Annotated in this window: 14 protein-coding genes and 1 tRNA gene; 13 read left to right on the top strand and 2 right to left on the bottom strand. The window is 63.3% G+C overall.

From position 1 onward, the window contains the following. Positions 1-21: 21 nt before the first annotated feature. The 4 genes from FJ946_RS29560 (at position 22) to FJ946_RS29545 (ending at position 1785) form a co-directional block, all read left to right on the top strand. The gene (locus FJ946_RS29560) at positions 22-420 is read left to right on the top strand and encodes a fimbrial protein (protein WP_140500558.1); all 399 of its coding nucleotides are present in this window, start codon (positions 22-24) and stop codon (positions 418-420) included. 13 nt (positions 421-433) lie between these two features. Next, a complete protein-coding gene (locus FJ946_RS29555) occupies positions 434-841 on the top strand; it encodes a VOC family protein (RefSeq protein ID WP_140567461.1) in 408 nt (135 codons plus the stop codon). 89 nt (positions 842-930) lie between these two features. After that, positions 931-1005 (top strand) — tRNA-Glu (locus FJ946_RS29550). Positions 1006-1425: 420 nt separating this feature from the next. After that, positions 1426-1785, top strand: coding sequence for a hypothetical protein (locus FJ946_RS29545; RefSeq protein WP_246672828.1), 360 nt, complete (start codon positions 1426-1428; stop codon positions 1783-1785). 185 nt (positions 1786-1970) lie between these two features. Here FJ946_RS29545 and FJ946_RS29540 read toward each other — a convergent pair whose 3' ends face one another. Then, complete coding sequence (locus FJ946_RS29540; protein WP_140517882.1) at positions 1971-2174, bottom strand: hypothetical protein; 204 nt, start codon at positions 2172-2174, stop codon at positions 1971-1973. A gap of 304 nt (positions 2175-2478) precedes the next feature. Here FJ946_RS29540 and FJ946_RS29535 point away from each other — a divergent pair, with 304 nt between their 5' ends. The 8 genes from FJ946_RS29535 (at position 2479) to phoB (ending at position 13872) form a co-directional block, all read left to right on the top strand. Further along, positions 2479-3402, top strand: a complete 924-nt coding sequence (locus FJ946_RS29535) for a DUF2865 domain-containing protein (RefSeq protein WP_140517883.1) — start codon at positions 2479-2481, stop codon at positions 3400-3402. A 608-nt stretch (positions 3403-4010) separates the two neighbouring features. After that, positions 4011-8144, top strand: a complete 4134-nt coding sequence (locus FJ946_RS29525; protein WP_181165420.1) for a PAS domain-containing protein — start codon at positions 4011-4013, stop codon at positions 8142-8144. Between the two features lie 517 nt (positions 8145-8661). Continuing rightward, positions 8662-9720, top strand: a complete 1059-nt coding sequence (gene pstS, locus FJ946_RS29520; RefSeq protein WP_140517885.1) for a phosphate ABC transporter substrate-binding protein PstS — start codon at positions 8662-8664, stop codon at positions 9718-9720. A gap of 65 nt (positions 9721-9785) precedes the next feature. Next, complete coding sequence (gene pstC / locus FJ946_RS29515; RefSeq protein WP_140558429.1) at positions 9786-10775, top strand: phosphate ABC transporter permease subunit PstC; 990 nt, start codon at positions 9786-9788, stop codon at positions 10773-10775. Between the two features lie 3 nt (positions 10776-10778). Then, positions 10779-11630, top strand: a complete 852-nt coding sequence (gene pstA / locus FJ946_RS29510; RefSeq protein ID WP_140500572.1) for a phosphate ABC transporter permease PstA — start codon at positions 10779-10781, stop codon at positions 11628-11630. Beyond that, positions 11627-12430, top strand: a complete 804-nt coding sequence (gene pstB / locus FJ946_RS29505) for a phosphate ABC transporter ATP-binding protein PstB (RefSeq protein ID WP_140561568.1) — start codon at positions 11627-11629, stop codon at positions 12428-12430. Before pstA ends, pstB begins: the two co-directional genes overlap by 4 nt. 25 nt (positions 12431-12455) lie before the next feature. Further along, the gene (gene phoU / locus FJ946_RS29500; RefSeq protein ID WP_140500575.1) at positions 12456-13163 is read left to right on the top strand and encodes a phosphate signaling complex protein PhoU; all 708 of its coding nucleotides are present in this window, start codon (positions 12456-12458) and stop codon (positions 13161-13163) included. Positions 13164-13182: 19 nt separating this feature from the next. Then, positions 13183-13872 (top strand): phosphate regulon transcriptional regulator PhoB, encoded by a 690-nt coding sequence (phoB, locus tag FJ946_RS29495; RefSeq protein WP_010911896.1) that lies wholly within the window; start codon positions 13183-13185, stop codon positions 13870-13872. Positions 13873-13879: 7 nt separating this feature from the next. Here phoB and FJ946_RS29490 read toward each other — a convergent pair whose 3' ends face one another. After that, on the bottom strand, positions 13880-15121 hold the full coding sequence (locus FJ946_RS29490) for an ROK family protein (RefSeq protein ID WP_140500577.1): 1242 nt from the start codon (positions 15119-15121) through the stop codon (positions 13880-13882). Positions 15122-15380: 259 nt separating this feature from the next. Between FJ946_RS29490 and xylF the strand changes: the two genes are divergently transcribed. After that, on the top strand, positions 15381-16421 hold the full coding sequence (xylF, locus tag FJ946_RS29485; RefSeq protein ID WP_140500579.1) for a D-xylose ABC transporter substrate-binding protein: 1041 nt from the start codon (positions 15381-15383) through the stop codon (positions 16419-16421). Positions 16422-16503 lie beyond the last annotated feature (82 nt).

Raw genomic sequence — 16503 nt, 5'->3', positions numbered from 1 at the left:
AATCGTTCCGGAATGTTTGCCATGGCCCGCCCCGCCGCCGACGAAGACGCCGTTGTTGAAGGCGGGGAAAAGCCGCTCAACCCCGAGATCGAAAAGGTGCGCGGCAGGCTCATCCGCTTCATGGCCATCAATCTCGGCCTGCTCTTGCTGGCCCTTATGGTGGTGATCGCGGCGATTGTCTACAAATCACGCAAGGCAGCGCCGGTGAGCCCGCCGCTGGCCGGCGACATCCAGGTGCCCGCCGGCGAACCGCTCAGCGGAGACATCGTGCTGCCGGTCGGCGCCAGGGTGGTCAGCCAGTCGCTATCCGGCAATCGCGTCTCGATCGACGCCGAACTTGTCGATGGCAGCCGCACGATCTTCGTCTACGATATGGGCGAGCGGCGCATAATCGGCCGCTTCGCAATCCGCAACAAATGAAGCCCGGCGCGCAATGACCGGCTTTGCCGAAAACCGTCATATCGCCACCGTTGCGCTGGTCGTCGACAGCTATGACGAAGCAATCGACTGGTATGTCGAGCGAATGGGCTTTGTGCTCCTGGAGAATGTGGACCTTGGCGGCGGCAAGCGCTGGGTGACGGTCGCGCCGGCCAGCGGGCGCGGCGCGCGGCTGCTTCTGGCCGAGGCCTCCGACGAGGCACAAAGGAAGAGCATCGGCAACCAGACCGGCGGGCGGGTTTTTCTCTTCCTGGAAACCGACGACTTTGCCCGCGATCATGCGGCGATGGTGGCGAAGGGCGTCGAATTTCGCGAGCCACCGCGCTTGGAGCCCTACGGCACGGTGGCGGTTTTCGCCGATTTCCACGGCAATCTATGGGACCTGATCGAGCCAAAACGCTAGCAGCAGCCAGCTTTTTCTTGATCCCGGGAAAGCCGGCGGACCCCAGTTGCTTTTTCTCCGCCGCCAGCCTATATCGCCGGTTCTTGAACGCGCCCATCGTCTAGCGGTCAGGACACCGCCCTCTCACGGCGGGAACAGGGGTTCGATTCCCCTTGGGCGTACCAAGAAGGCGACGGCTCAGCCGTTGATGATCCCTCCAACATCAAACAATGTTCAAGGCCTCCGCGGAAGCTTCGTCATATGCGCGCATATGACCGCATGGAGCGCTGGCAAAAGCCGGGCTCGGAGCTATGGCATGGCGGCTTCGATTAACGTTTCGTTTACCTATAATCTGTCTATTGGAGACAATTCACCCGCGACCACGGATGTACTGGCGCTGCGGTGAAACAAAGGTCGGCCCACTGCCGGCCTTTTGTTTTTTGGCCGGCCGCTGCGGGCGGGGCTGCCTCCAATGCTTTCGGCAAGAGCTTTCGCCAAAGCATATTGCCCTTGCCATCTCCAGCCCTACCATCAATCCTGACGATCGCACGCGGGCGGCCGGAAGGGTCGACGGTGGAGGAATTGCAATGAAAAGAACCGCTGGAATGCTCCTGATTAGCGGCGCATTGGCGATTGGCGCCACCTGCCCATCGGCTGCCGCCCAGCTCAACACGATGGAGGAAGTTGGCACGGCGATCCAGGCATGCTGGACGCCGCCGGTGGATGCCGGAAATTCCATCGTCACGCTGAGCTTCAGCTTCAAGCGCGACGGCACGCTGCTTGGTCCGCCACGGCCGACCGCCGCCAAGGTGGCCGGCGACGACAAGGCGCGAAAGTCGTTCATCGACGCCGCAATGACCGCGGTGAAGGATTGCACGCCGCTCAGCCTTTCGCCGCAACTGGCGCAAGGGATTGCCGGCAACGTGTTCACCTTGCAATTCGTATCTCCCAAGATCCGCCAATAGCTGTTTTCCGCAACTCTCCGCGCAGGGCGCGCCGCGGCTTAATGTGCTAGCGCCGTTCGGCGTTCGGCGTTCGGCGGATCGCCGATCCCGCTTCCATTTTTTACGCAATTCCTGCCGGAAAACATCTGCCAGGGTCAGCGAGCCGCTCAGGTAGCTACTACCAAGCCCAGCACCGCCTTCACCGGTCAGTGACTGGTACGCCGCGCCTCAGCGTGCCGCGCCAGGTCGGGTGTCTCGAAGACGTAGTCGTTCCAGGCCGATTCCGGGATTTGCCCGGCCAGATAGCATTCCAGCAGCAGGTTTTGCTCGGCGCTCAGGGGCCTCGGGTCAAGTCCCAGGGAATGAAAAAGATTTCTTGTCAGTTCCGATACCGTGATCTGGATCGACATCTGCGTTCTCCTTCGCGCTTCAACGCGAAAGGCCGGGCAAAGGTTTCAGGACCGGATGCCGATAACGCCGGAGTGATCCGGCAGGCCTGCCAGCCGTCGGTCCGGCTGCATTGTTTTGCAGTTCGTCTCAATCTTGAAATAAAAATGCAATATTGAATTCACAGGGATTCTTCTATTAAACTAGAGGCAAGTCTCTCAATGCATGGAGACTAGAAAGATTAGATGAAACTCATTTAGTGGAAGCTTACCGAAATCGAAAGAGTTGTCATTCCAGGTTCTCAGCAACAATGACCGCGTCCTTCCGATGATCCGTTTCTGGTCCCCCATGATGATCGCGCTCGTCACCTTGACCGTGCTCGCGCTCGGCATGTCCAGTTCTTATGCCGACAGTTGCAGTGCAATAAAAAATCAGTTGTCTTCGGCCGGCCGTGGCGGCGGCACGAGCCCCGAGCTCGCCCAGTTGCACCGCCAGCTTGCCGCGATCCAAGGCATCGAGAGGCAGCGCAAGTGTACGGCGAAAAATTCCCTCGGTGGTTTCTTCAACGCATGCGCCGATCTTGCCAGGAACAGGAGCGAGGTGCAGCGCCAGATCGCGGCGGCCTCTAATTCAGGCCGGGACATGTCGGGGCTGCGGGCACGCTTTGTCGCGCTTGGCTGCGCGCCAGCGGCAAAGCGCGCGGCGGCGAAGACCCAATCGGTGTCTGCGGCGGCGCCAGCGGCGAGGGCAACGGGCGCCGGCAACGCGATGCTGTTCTGCGTGCGCCTTTCGGATGGATATTTCTTCCCAGCACCCAAGTCGCAGTTCGCCGGCAGCGACGATGTGAAGGATATGGCCGATCAATGCCGCTACATCTGCGACGAGCCGGGCGTCGACCTCTATACGCTCAGCGACGTCAGCCTCGAAACCGAAAAGATGGTCTCTCTCGACACGCGCAAGCCCTACACCGATCTGCCGACCGCATTCCGCTACCGCGACGACGTCAATTTCAAGGCATGTGACCTAAAACGCTACTACAGCAGGGTCGCCGAATTGAGGGCCCGAACGGTAACGCCCACAAACATGACCAATGCCATCATCCCCTTGCCGTCGGCCAAGCCGGACCTCGGCAGCGTCGCGGCAATTCCCGCGGCGGACGCCGAAGCCTCCGGGGCGGCCCAGCATCAGTCGATAGAGGCCGGCAAGCGGCCGGTGAGAATAGTCGGCCCGGCCTTCTTCCCAGCCGAATGATCATCCGCCCCCGGTTGTAGGCGCCGGTTTCTCAGCCAAGGTCAGTTTTGGGTGGCACCCATCAGTCGCAGACCATGCGAACCCTCTTTCCGGGTTCGCTGACATTCCTGCATGCCAGGGGCTTTTCCTCATCGGAGGACGGCGGAGGTGGCCTCGAAACTCTTGAAAGATGACGTCTCGGTGCGGCGCGCGGCAGGGGCCTGCGCTCGGAAAACCGGGTTGGCGGTTGTGGCGGCGCCGGAAAAGCGCCGTTTTCCATTCCGGACGGCCCGTATTCCACATTGGGCGGCGGCCGGTCCCAGAAACGCCGGGCATCGAGCGGGCGCGGAATGACGACGGTGCCGTCATAGCTGCGCGAACAGCCGCTGCCGAAAAGCAGCGCCGCGCTCAGCAAGCAAGGCACAATCCGTCCAAACATCAGCAACACCCCAATATTGGCTTATAGCGCGGCTTCGATCAGGCCGACAACCGGGCGCAATGGCGCAGGCCAGGGCCCGTCCGGTGCGCAACGGCTTGTTAAGGTTAGCGGATCGTTAATGCTTCTCGGGCACATTCCGCCGACGAACCGCGGAGGGAGGGTTCGGCCTTGGATTCGGGGTGGGGACGGCATGGCTGAAGCGAACGAGACAGCCGGCGTGCGCGGCGAGCGCGGGTCGGGCGAAATGGCGGTGAACGACGCGGCTTCGTTCACCGCAGGCATGGATTTGGCCATGCTACGCCAGCTGGTCGAAACGGGCTCGGACTGGATCTGGGAGACCGACGCCGAGCTGCGCTTTTCCTGGCTTTCGCACAACTACCAGGCGGTCACGGGCATCGACCCGGCCGCCGTGCTCGGCCGCTTCCGTTTCGATTTCCTGAAGCAGGTCCTGAACGGCAACCGCAGCGCGGCAATGCATCTGGAGGATCTGCAGGCGCATCGGCCGTTCCGTGACTTTGTCTACGAACTGAAGGGAGGTCGCGCCGATTGCCGCTGGGTGCTGACCTCAGGCTTTCCACGCTTCGATGACGAGGGGAAATTCGCCGGCTATCGTGGCATTGGACGCAATGTCACGGGATTGGCCGTCGCCTTCGAAGAACTGGAGCAGAAGCAGCAAGGAGAGGCGTCTTCGGGAGGCCTTCCCGACCTTCGCACGATGGTCGATTCGATGCCGATCGGGATCATGGTCCTCGACGCCGACCTGCGCGCCGAAGTGATCAACCAGGCCTTCTACAATTTGTGGAAAATCGATCCCCAGCGCGCCGGGATCGGCTCGGGCTTCCGCGAGTTGATGGAGGCCAGCCGCGCCGCCGATTCCTACGGCGCCGACGACGTTGCCTGGCAGCGTCATACCGCCGAGCGCGAGGCCGAGATCAGGGCCGGCGTCGCCGGCTCGAGACAATTGCCGCGCAATGACGGGCGTACCCTGGTTGCATCGCTGGCGCCGCTGGCCGGCGGCAAGCGGCTCATCTCCTATGTCGATGTCACCGACATGAAGGATCGCGAGGCCGAGCTGGCCGACGCGCTGGAAAAGGCGCGACTGGCGGAAGCGGTGATCAACGGCGTCAAGGATCCGATCTTCGTCAAGGACGACGATCTGCGCTTCGTCTTCGTCAACGAAGCGTTTGCGGGCCTGTTCGGCCAGACGCCGCAAACCATGCTTGGCAAGCCCGGCGGCAATTTTCTCGCGCCCGCCGAGGTCGCGCTGTTCGAGGAAAGCGAGCGCGCGGTGCTGGCGACCGGGCGGCCTTACGAGGTGGAGGAAAGTTTCCAGGTCGACGGCGTCAACCGCTCGCGCGTCGTCAGGAAGAACCGCGTTAGAATGGTAAGCGGCCGCAACTACGTGGCCGGCTTCCTGTTCGACGTCTCGGACATGAAGGGCCGTGAGACCGAGGCGCAGGACGCCCGCAAACACCTGGCCAGCGTGCTGGAATCGCTGCCGGCCGCCGTGATCATCTACGACCGCGAGGACAATTTCGTTTTCGCCAACCGCAAGATGCAGGACACGCTGCCGGCGCTGAAGCCGGCGTGGCAGCCCGGCCGCACCTTCCGCGACGCGCTGGCACTCGGTCATTCGGCTGGCTATTTCCGCTCGAGCGGCGATCCGCGGGTCGATGCGCTCTATGATGGCGATCTCGATGGCTGGCTGGACAGCATCCTCGCCCGTTACCACCTGCCATACTCATCCTTCGAACGTCTCAATCCCGACGGCCGCTGGTATCAGGTTTATGACATGCGCACCGATGACGGCACGTTCATCGGCGTGCGCGTCGACATCTCCGAGATCAAGAGCCGCGAAAAGGCGCTGCACGATTCGATGCGGCAGATCGACCTGTTCCGGCACGTGCTGGACGAACTGCCCGTGGCCGCCTTCATCAAGGCGCAGGACCTCAGCATCGAGTTCGTCAACAAGGCCTGGTGCGCGATCACCGGGCTCGCCAAGGAAGACGTTATCGGCCGCACCGATCGGCAGCTGTTCGGCGACGGGGATGGAGAAAGCTACAGCCTGGACGATACCGAGGTTGCCCTCACGGGCAGCGTCAGGGAGGTCGAGGAGCCCGTCACCCATCGCGACGGCACGGTGCGGCAGTTGATGACGCGCAAGAGCCGGCTGGTGGCGCTGGACGGATCGGTGCATCTGGTCGGCTCCAGCACCGACATCACCGAGGTCAAGGCGCGCGAGCGGGCGCTGGAAGAAAGCATGCGCGAGAACGAGGTATTCCGCAGCCTGATCGACAACGTGCCGGTGTCGATCTATGCCAAACGCTCCGATCTCAGGCAATTCTACGTCAACAAGGGCTGGTGCGATCTCACCGGCTTCAGCAAGCAGGACGCGATCGGCAAGACCGATATCGAAATTTTCGGGCCCGACGGCGAAGCCTTCGTCAATGGCGACCTCGCGGTGCTGCGCAGCGGCGAAACCCAGGAGGTCGAGGAGACGGTGATGCTCCCGGACGGCAGCGTGCGCCACCAGTTCGCCCGCAAGGGCGCGATGATCGCGTCCGACGGGTCGCTCTACCTGATCGGGTCGACCACCGACATCACCGAATTGAAGCTGCGCGAGGCGGAACTGCGCGAGGCGCGCCAGCGCGCCATACTTGCCGACCGCGCCAAGTCGGAATTCCTCGCCAATATGAGCCATGAGATTCGCACCCCGATGAACGGCGTGCTGGGCATGGCCGAACTCCTGGCCAAATCCGATCTCGATCCGAAGCAGAAGACCTTCACCGACATCATCGTCAAATCGGGCAACGCGCTGCTCACCATCATCAACGATATCCTGGATTTCTCCAAGATCGATGCCGGCCAGCTGGTGCTCGATCCCGCCCCCTTCAATCTCGCCGAGGCGATCGAGGACGTGGCGACGCTGGTGTCGACGCGGGCCAAGGAAAAGGACCTCGAGCTCATCGTGCGCATCGAGCCTGGGCTCGAAAGCCTGTTCATCGGCGATGTCGGCCGCATCCGGCAGATCGTCACCAACCTGCTCGGCAATGCGGTGAAGTTCACCGAAGAAGGCCATGTGCTCGTCGACGTCACCGGCGAAAGTGTGCCGGACGGAACCAGGCTGACGATCTCGGTCACCGACACCGGGATCGGCATCCCTGAGGAAAAGCTGAAACAGGTGTTCGAGAAATTCAGCCAGGTCGACACCTCCTCGACGAGGCGGCATGAGGGCACTGGGCTCGGGCTCGCGATCACCTCGCGGCTGGTCGAATTGATGGGCGGCGACATCGGCGTGGAAAGCGCCGAAGGCAAGGGGTCGACCTTCTGGTTCACGGTCACGCTGCCCAGGGCCGGACAACAGAACGCGCAGCGCATCATGCCGGTGGACGTGACCGGCGCGCGGGTGCTGATCGTCGACGACAATGCCGTCAACCGCGCCATCCTGACCGAGCAGATGACGTCATGGACCTTCGATTCCTGCGCGGCCGAGAGCGGCGCCGAGGGACTGAAAGTGCTGATCGCGGCCGCCGCCTACGGCGTGCCGGTCGATTGCGTCGTGCTCGATTATCAGATGCCCGAGATGAGCGGTGCCGAGATGGCAGGTGTCGTGCGCAACACCGCCGGGCTTGCCGACACGCCGATCATCATGCTGACCTCCGTCGACCAGTCGCTGGCCAACACCAGTTACCGCGATCTCGGCATTGATGCCCAACTCATCAAGCCCGCACGCTCCTCGGTGCTCCTGGAAACGCTGGTCGCCACCATCCAGCGGCATCGCCACGCCACGGATGTCGCCCGGCCGCTTGCTGTCGAGGGAGGCGGCGGGAACAATCCACAGTCACCGCCACCGGCGGCAGGGCAACGCGCGTTGCTGCAGCCGCCGCCGGTCAGGCCTCGGCTTGCCGCGACTGGCGGCGAGCAGCGGCTGGACATCCTCGTGGCCGAGGACAATGAGGTCAACCAGATGGTCTTCACCCAGATCCTCGGCGAGACCGGCTACGGTTTCGAGATCGTCGGCAATGGCCGCAAGGCGCTGGACGCTTTCGGCAGGCTCAATCCGTGCATGATCCTGATGGACGTCTCGATGCCGGAGATGAACGGGCTCGAGGCAACCGCCGCCATCCGCCGGCTGGAAGAGGAAACCGGCACGCATGTGCCGATCGTCGGGGTCACCGCGCATGCGCTCAAGGGCGATCGCGAACGCTGCCTGGACGCCGGCATGGATGACTATCTGCCCAAGCCGATCAGCCCCAGGGCCCTGCTCGAAAAGGTCGAGCGCTGGGTCGGCGCCGGTCGCCAGGCCCGGCGCAACGCGGGATAGACTTTGCGCCTTCGGCCGGATTGCGGCGAGAATCACCCGGGGCCGGCTGCAGCCCTTCGAGCAAGACTATGGTGCGATCGCACCATATCAAAGCCGGCGTCCAGCCGGGACAATGACGGCATCGAATTTCCGCTCTCTTCTAGTTACGGGCGGGAGCAGCGACCGCCAGTATGAAGCAGCGTCAATCTACCCCAACGGACCTGTTTTTGGCGATGGCCCGGCCAAGACATCCTCTGGCCTCGAGCAACGCGCTCCCGTCCGGCTTTTCTTCGATCAGCGATCCATGCCGAATCCGATGGCTGTTTGGGTGGCCGGATCGCGCAAGTCCCTGATTCCCGAAGGCAAACCGGCGCCATGCCGCAGCCGCTAATCGCCATCGCCTTTCCAAGCGCCGGCGACGCGTTACCGGGCTGACACGAAACTGTCATGCGACTGTTATAATCGAACGCTATTGGCCTCAGCGGGCGCTGGCAAGGAATGGCGCCGAGAGACCATCTTCCGAACAGGAGCAGGCCATATGAGACATTTCATCCGCTCGGCGGCCGTTGCGATCGCAATGGCTGCGGCGTCCACCCTCACCCTTTCCGCGGCAATGGCAGCTGACATCTCCGGTGCCGGCGCCACCTTCCCTTACCCGATCTATGCGAAGTGGGCCGATGCCTACAAGAAGGAGACCGGCATCGGTCTCAACTACCAGTCGATCGGCTCGGGCGGCGGCATCAAGCAGATCAAAGCCAAGACCGTCACCTTCGGCGCTTCCGATGCGCCGCTGAAGGGCGAGGATCTCGAATCCACCGGACTTGCACAGTTCCCGATGGTGATGGGCGGCATCGTTCCGGTCGTCAATCTCGAAGGCATCAAGCCGGGCGAACTGGTGCTCGACGGCCCGACGCTGGCCGATATCTTCGTCGGCAAGATCACCAACTGGAATGACGCGGCGATCGCCAAGCTCAATCCCGACGTCAAGCTTCCCGACCAGGCGATCGCCGTCGTGCATCGCTCCGACGGTTCGGGCACCACGTTCAACTTCAGCTACTACCTGGCCGACGTCAGCGCCGACTGGAAGTCGAAGGTCGGCGTCAACACCGCGCTCGAATGGCCGGTTGGCATCGGCGCCAAGGGCAATGAAGGCGTCGCCAACAACGTCTCGCAGACCGGTGGCTCGATCGGCTATGTCGAATACGCCTACGCCAAGCAGAACAAGTTGACCTATGCCGACATGATCAACAAGGACGGCAAGAAGGTCGAGCCGACGGCGGCGGCGTTCTCGGCGGCGGCGGCCAATGCCGACTGGAGCTCGCAGCCTGGTTACGGCGTCATCCTGGCCAACCAGCCGGGCGCCGAATCCTGGCCGATGACGTCGGCGACCTGGATCCTGGTCTACAAGAAGCCCGGCGACGTGGCGGCGACCGGTGAAGCGCTCAAGTTCTTCGCCTGGTCCTACGCCAAGGGCGACGACATGGCCGGGGCGCTGGACTACGTTCCGATCCCCGACGCGGTCGTCAAGAGCGTCGAGGACATGTGGGCCAAGGACATCGTCGGCGAAGACGGCAAGCCGCTCTATTCCGCCATGTAATCCCTGCTGAACGAGGAGGGCGCTTCACGGCGCCCTCCCTGTCTTCCTTGAAACGCGAGGGCCAGATGACCGCCGTCTCCGAAGCCATGCCATCGTCGGCCGCCATGCGGGCCAGGGAAGCGACGGTCCGACGCTTCGCGCTCACCGATACGATTTTCCGGACGGCGACACGCTTTTCCGCCATCCTCGTCCTGCTCATCCTCGGCGGCGTGGCGATTTCGCTGTTTGCCGGCTCGTGGGAAGCGCTGTCGAAATTCGGGTTCTCCTTCCTGACGACCGAATCGTGGAACCCGGTCACCGAGAATTTCGGAGCGCTGGCCCCGATCTACGGAACCATCGTCACCGCCGCCATCGCCATCCTGATCGCCGTTCCCATCGGCATCGGCATCGCCATCTTCCTTACCGAACTCTGCCCGCGGCCACTCCGGCGCCCCATCGGCATCGCCGTCGAGCTGCTTGCCGGCATACCCTCCATCATCTACGGCATCTGGGGCCTGTTCGTGTTCGCGCCGTTCCTGCAGACGACGGTGCAGCCCTTCATCATCAAGCTTTTCCACGACGTGCCGGGACTCTCCAGCCTGTTTGCCGGCCCGCCCTACGGCATCGGCCTTCTGACCTCGGCGCTGATCCTTGCCATCATGGTCCTGCCCTTCATCACCTCGATCACCAAGGATGTCTTCGACACGGTGCCGGCGGTGCTGAAGGAATCGGCCTACGGCATCGGCTGCACGACCTGGGAGGTCACGCGCCGCGTCGTCATCCCCTATACCCGCGTCGGCATCATGGGCGGCGTCATGCTCGGCCTCGGCCGCGCGCTCGGCGAAACCATGGCGGTAACCTTCGTCATCGGCAACGCCCACCGCATCAGCGGCTCGCTGTTCGCGCCCGGCACGACGATCTCGGCGACCATCGCCAACGAGTTCACCGAAGCCGACGGCGATCTCTATACGTCTTCGCTGGTGGCGCTCGGCCTGATCCTGTTCGTCATCACTTTCCTGATCCTTGCCCTTGCGCGCTACATGCTGCTGCGCATGGACAGCCGCACGGGAGCCTGACCGATGTCGACGGCCACATCGCTTCACAATCGACGCAAGCGCAGGAATGCCGTGATGATGACGCTATGCGTCACGGCGGCGGGCATCGGCCTGGCCTGGCTGGCGCTCATCCTCGGCGCACTGCTCTATAAGGGCCTGTCGGGTGTTTCGCTCTCTGTGTTCACCGAAATGACACCGCCGCCCGGCGATGCCGGCGGCCTGCTCAATGCCATCTACGGCAGTATCATGATGACAGTCATCGCCGTCATCGTCGGCACGCCGATCGGTGTCCTCGCTGGGACCTACATGGCCGAATATGGCCGCTTCTCGCGCCTCACCACCGTCGTGCGCTTCATCAACGACATCCTGCTGTCGGCACCCTCGATCATCGTCGGCCTGTTCGTCTACGAGCTGCTGGTGCGGCCGATGGGACATTTCTCGGCGATCGCCGGTGCCGTCGCGCTGGCCATCCTGGTCATCCCGGTCGTCGTGCGCACCACCGAGGACATGCTCAACCTCGTGCCGAACGCCCTGCGCGAGGCCGGCGCCGCGATCGGCGCGCCGCGCTGGGTGGTCATCCGCTCGGTCGCCTACCGTGCGGCGCTGTCGGGCATCGTCACCGGCATATTGCTGGCCATCGCCCGCATTTCCGGCGAGACGGCGCCGCTGCTCTTCACGGCGCTCAACAACCAGTTCTGGTCGAGTAATCTCAATGCGCCGATGGCCAGCCTGCCCGTCACCATCTTCCAGTTCGCTCTCAGCCCCTACGAGGAATGGCAGCAGCTGGCGTGGACCGGCGCACTCATAATCACCCTTACGGTTCTCGGGCTGAGCATCTTCGCCCGCAGCCTTACCGGACGCAGAGAGGACAGATGAAACCGATGTTGTCCACCGAATTGAACACGCCCGAAGTCGCGGTCGAGAAAGCCAAGATCGAGGTCAAGAATCTCAATTTCTACTATGGCCAGTCGAAGGCGCTGAAGGATATCAGCCTGTCGCTGCCCGAGCGCAGCGTCACCGCCTTCATCGGGCCTTCGGGCTGCGGGAAGTCGACGCTGCTGCGCGTCTTCAACCGCATCTACGAGCTCTACCCGAGGCAGAGCGCCGAGGGCCAGGTGCTGCTCGACGGCCAGAATATCCTCGACCGCTCGCAGGACCTCAACCTGCTCAGGACCAAGATCGGCATGGTGTTCCAGAAGCCGACGCCGTTCCCGATGTCGATCTACGAGAACATCGCCTTCGGCGTCAGGCTCTATGAGAAGCTCAGCAAGGCGGAGATGGACGGCCGTGTCGAGCAGGCGCTGAAGCGCGCGGCACTGTGGAGCGAGGTCAAGGACAAGCTCAACGCCAGCGGCCTCAGCCTTTCGGGCGGCCAGCAGCAGCGCCTCTGCATCGCCCGCACGGTGGCGGTGAAGCCGGAGGTCATCCTGCTCGACGAGCCTGCCTCGGCGCTCGATCCGCTGTCGACCGCCAAGATCGAGGAGCTGATCGATGAGCTGCAGGCCGACTATACGATCGTCATCGTCACCCACAACATGCAGCAGGCGGCGCGCGTGTCGAAGCAGACCGCGTTCATGTATCTGGGCGAGTTGGTCGAGTTCGACCGCACCGAGAAGATCTTCACATCGCCCCGCGAGAAGCGCACGCAGGACTATATCACCGGCCGCTTCGGCTGATCCCAGGCATACGAGGACCAAGATCATGGCCGAACACACAGTCGCAGCCTTTGACGAAGATCTCGGACAGATCAGCAGGCTGATCCGCGACATGGGCGATCTCGCCTCATCGATGGTCGGCGGCGCCACCAAGGCGCTCCTGAATTCCGACAACGCGCTCGCCCAGCGCGTCGTCTCCGACGACGCCATCATGGACGCGCGCCAGCGCGAACTCGACGACCGCGCCATCACCCTGATCGCCAAGCGGCAGCCCATGGCGGACGATCTGCGCCATGTCGTCGGCTCGATCCGCATGGCGGGCGATCTCGAACGCATCGGCGATCTCGCCAAGAACATCGCCAAGCGCGTCGGCACCGTCGGCCTTGCCGCCACGCCGCGCGACCTGTCGCACTCCATCGACGCCATGGCGCAGCTTGTGCTGATCCAGGTGCAAGGCGTGATCGAGGAGTATGCGGCGCGCGATGCCGCGGCACTTGCGAAGCTGCGCGCCGACGATGAACGCATCGACGTCAAATACACGTCGGTCTTCCGCGAGCTGCTGACCTACATGATGGAGGATCCGCGCAACATCACCGCCTGCACGCATCTTTTGTTCTGCGCCAAGAATCTCGAGCGCATCGGCGATCACGTGACCAACATTGCCGAAAATGCCTATTATGTGCTGACCGGCACGCAATTGCCCGCCAATCGCCCGAAGCAGGACGAGACGGCGATGTCGGCGCCAGCGGCTTGACGGCAGGGGTGACCAGTCGATGATCGCGCCACGCATCATGGTGGTGGAGGACGAGGAGCCGCTGGGTGTGCTGCTCCGTTACAATCTGGAATCGGAGGGTTATCAGGTAGAGGTGGTGACGCGCGGCGACGAAGCCGAGATCCGCTTGCAGGAGAATGTCCCTGACCTTCTTGTGCTCGACTGGATGGTGCCGGCGGTGTCCGGCATCGAGCTCTGCCGCCGTCTCCGCATGCGGCCCGAGACCGAGCGGCTGCCGATCATCATGCTGACGGCGCGCGGCGAGGAAAGCGACCGGGTGCGCGGTCTCTCCACCGGCGCCGACGACTATCTGGTCAAGCCGTTCTCAACGCCGGAATTCATGGCACGCGTCAAGGCGCTGCTGCGCCGCGCCAAGCCCGAAGTTCTGTCCAGCGTGCTCAAGGTCGGCGACATCGTGCTCGACCGTGAATCGCACCGGGTCTACCGCAAGAAAAGCGAGATCCGGCTCGGGCCGACCGAGTTCCGCCTGCTCGAATTCATGATGCGACATCCCGGCCGCGTGTTCTCGCGCAGCCAACTGCTCGACAATGTCTGGGGCGAAACGATCTATATCGACGAGCGCACCGTGGACGTGCATGTCGGCCGGCTGCGCAAGGCGGTCAACAATGGCCGCATGCCTGACGTGATCCGCACCATTCGGGGCGCGGGGTATGCGATTCGCGAAGACTAGGGATATGTCACGCAACGTTCTCGCCCACGCCTGATTTCGCCTGTGCCCCCGGCGCGAAAATCTCCTGGTCGACGAAGGTCAGCGCGCGCATGGCGCAGCCCTCGCGGATCAGTGGCAGTTCGTTCGGCTCGGTGTCGAAGGAAATCGATTTCGAGTGCTGGCCGCCGGCGGTCTGGGCAATGGCCTCGCGCAGAGCCGGCTCGATCAGGTCGAAGGCGGCGGCGCTGACGCCGACCATGGCGACCGGCGCCGGATCGATCAGCGCGAACAGGCTGCCAAGGCCGTAACCCAGCGCCTCGCCGGCCTTGCGGTAGGCTTCGCGCTCCGGCCCGTCCTTTTCGCGCGCCGAGGCCGCCAGGGTGCGCATGTCGGCGTCGCTGACGTCGACGGGCTCGGTGTCCTCGCCAAGCTGCCTCGCGTTGCGCCAGATGGCATAGTTGCCGGCATAGGCCTCGACGCAGCCGCGCCGCCCGCAGCGGCAGAGCGCCCCGCCGGGGCGATGGATCATGTGGCCGAACTCGCCTCCGGATGAATGGGTGCCGGTGAACAGTTCACCCTTCAGCACCAAGCCCATGCCGATGCCGTGCGACAAAAGGATGGCGATGAAGTCGTCGCGGTAGCGCTGGGGATCGCGCCAGCGCAGCGCCACCGCCATCATGTTGCAATCGTTCTCCATGGTGGCGGGAATGCCGAACTCGGCCTCCAGTATGTCGGCGAAGGCGATGTCGGTCTGCGGCGTGATCGGCGACCACAGCATGGTGCGCGCATCCGTGTCGGTGATGCCCTGGATCGCCAGCGCGATGCGGGCGATGCTGCCGACGTCGAGGTCGGGATCCTCGAACCGCCGCCTGACGATGGCCACGCATTCGCCGATCAGCGCCTCGCGCGACAGGGTGAGCGTGTCCAGCCGGCGCTGCTCTTCAGATATCACCTGGCCGGCATAGTCGATGACGGCGACGGAGAGAAAATTCAGCGACAGCACCACGGTCATCACCGCCGCGGCTTCAGGGTTGAGGCTGAGGCCGACCTGCGGCCGGCCGCGTTTCAGCGCACCGGCCTCGCTCGGCTTGCTCTGCGCCAGGATGCCTTCGCCAATCAGGTCGGAGGAGATCGCCGATATGGTGGAATGGCTGAGCCCGGTGGTCGCGGCAATCTCGGTGCGCGAGGGCTGCCCGGCACGGCGCACGGCCGCGATCACCATCGCCCGGTTGCGTCGGCGCAAATCGTCGTGGCGGATTCCGACCGACATGTTTCTCGCATCCTCCCCGTCGCCGCGTTCTCTCCCCAGGATCCCGACGACCGTCAAATACTGGCAGAACCGGCCTTGGCTGTCATTATTTATTCCGGAGCTCGAAAAAAATTCACGAGGACATCAAAATACATCAGAATCGACGTTGACAGCGTTCCGACGATGGACCAGTGTTTTTTCGAGGCTCGAAAAAATAGAGCCTTTGTGCCGGCCTACGGGCCTGTTTGGTCGCGCCATACGCGGCGCAGGGAGGATTAAGATGAAGAGATTCACAGCCGCCATCCTGGCGGGTGTCGCCATGTCGCTGACGCTCGCGTCGGTCGCGCAGGCGAAGGACAAGGTCATCGGCGTTTCCTGGTCGAACTTCCAGGAAGAGCGCTGGAAGACCGACGAGGCCGCCATGAAGAAGGCGATCGAAGCCGCCGGCGACAAGTATATTTCCGCCGACGCCCAGTCCAATCCCGGCAAGCAGCTCACCGACGTCGAGAGCCTGATCTCCCAGGGCGCCAATTCGCTGATCATCCTGGCGCAGGACGCCTCCGCCATCGGCCCGGCGGTGCAGAAGGCGCTCGACGAAGGCATTCCGGTCGTCGGCTATGACCGCCTGATCGAGAACAAGGACGTCTTCTATCTGACCTTCGACAACAAGGAAGTCGGCCGCATGCAGGCCCGCGAAGTGTTCAAGGTGAAGCCGGAAGGCAACTACGTCTTCATCAAGGGCTCGGGTGCCGATCCGAATGCCGATTTCCTGTTCTCGGGCTCCATGGAAGTGCTCAAGGACGCCATCGACAGCGGCAAGATCAAGAATGTCGGCGAAGCCTATACGGATGGCTGGCTGCCGGCCAACGCGCAGAAGAACATGGAGCAGTTCCTGACCGCCAACGACAACAAGGTCGACGCGGTGGTCGCGGCCAATGACGGCACTGCCGGCGGCGTCGTCGCGGCGCTGACGGCTCAAGGCCTGGCCGGTACCGTTCCGGTCTCGGGCCAGGACGGCGACCACGCGGCGCTGAACCGCATCGCGCTCGGCACGCAGACCGTGTCGGTGTGGAAGGACGCGCGTGAACTCGGCAAGAATGCCGCCGAGATCGCCTCGCAGCTGGCCGACGGCAAGAAGATGACCGATATCGCCGGCGTCAAGGACTTCACAACGCCCGGTGGGAACACCGTCAAATCGCTGTTCCTCACCCCGGTTGCGATCACCAAGGACAATCTCAACGTCGTCATCGACGCCGGCTGGATCAAGAAAGACGAGGTCTGTGCCGGCGTCGCGGCGGGCAGCGTAGCGGCCTGCAACTGATCTTCCATTTCATGCGATGAACGCCGCGGCTGCCAAGCCGCGGCGTTTTTTCAAGAAGATTTGTTTTTCCGCCTCGGGCGGG

The organism is Mesorhizobium sp. B2-4-7 (assembly GCF_006442685.1).
Lineage (GTDB): Bacteria > Pseudomonadota > Alphaproteobacteria > Rhizobiales > Rhizobiaceae > Mesorhizobium.
The sequence above is the reverse complement of the archived record's forward strand: the minus strand, read 5'-3'. Positions and strand labels throughout refer to the sequence as shown.

Bases quoted from the DNA above. Each gene is read 5' to 3' on its own strand.
- FJ946_RS29560 (WP_140500558.1), top strand. From the start codon at position 22: ATGGCCCGCCCCGCCGCCGACGAAGACGCCGTTGTTGAAGGCGGGGAA.
- FJ946_RS29555 (WP_140567461.1), top strand. From the start codon at position 434: ATGACCGGCTTTGCCGAAAACCGTCATATCGCCACCGTTGCGCTGGTC.
- FJ946_RS29545 (WP_246672828.1), top strand. From the start codon at position 1,426: ATGCTCCTGATTAGCGGCGCATTGGCGATTGGCGCCACCTGCCCATCG.
- FJ946_RS29540 (WP_140517882.1), bottom strand. From the start codon at position 2,174: ATGTCGATCCAGATCACGGTATCGGAACTGACAAGAAATCTTTTTCAT.
- FJ946_RS29535 (WP_140517883.1), top strand. From the start codon at position 2,479: ATGATCCGTTTCTGGTCCCCCATGATGATCGCGCTCGTCACCTTGACC.
- FJ946_RS29525 (WP_181165420.1), top strand. From the start codon at position 4,011: ATGGCTGAAGCGAACGAGACAGCCGGCGTGCGCGGCGAGCGCGGGTCG.
- pstS (WP_140517885.1), top strand. From the start codon at position 8,662: ATGAGACATTTCATCCGCTCGGCGGCCGTTGCGATCGCAATGGCTGCG.
- pstC (WP_140558429.1), top strand. From the start codon at position 9,786: ATGACCGCCGTCTCCGAAGCCATGCCATCGTCGGCCGCCATGCGGGCC.
- pstA (WP_140500572.1), top strand. From the start codon at position 10,779: ATGTCGACGGCCACATCGCTTCACAATCGACGCAAGCGCAGGAATGCC.
- pstB (WP_140561568.1), top strand. From the start codon at position 11,627: ATGAAACCGATGTTGTCCACCGAATTGAACACGCCCGAAGTCGCGGTC.
- phoU (WP_140500575.1), top strand. From the start codon at position 12,456: ATGGCCGAACACACAGTCGCAGCCTTTGACGAAGATCTCGGACAGATC.
- phoB (WP_010911896.1), top strand. From the start codon at position 13,183: ATGATCGCGCCACGCATCATGGTGGTGGAGGACGAGGAGCCGCTGGGT.
- FJ946_RS29490 (WP_140500577.1), bottom strand. From the start codon at position 15,121: ATGTCGGTCGGAATCCGCCACGACGATTTGCGCCGACGCAACCGGGCG.
- xylF (WP_140500579.1), top strand. From the start codon at position 15,381: ATGAAGAGATTCACAGCCGCCATCCTGGCGGGTGTCGCCATGTCGCTG.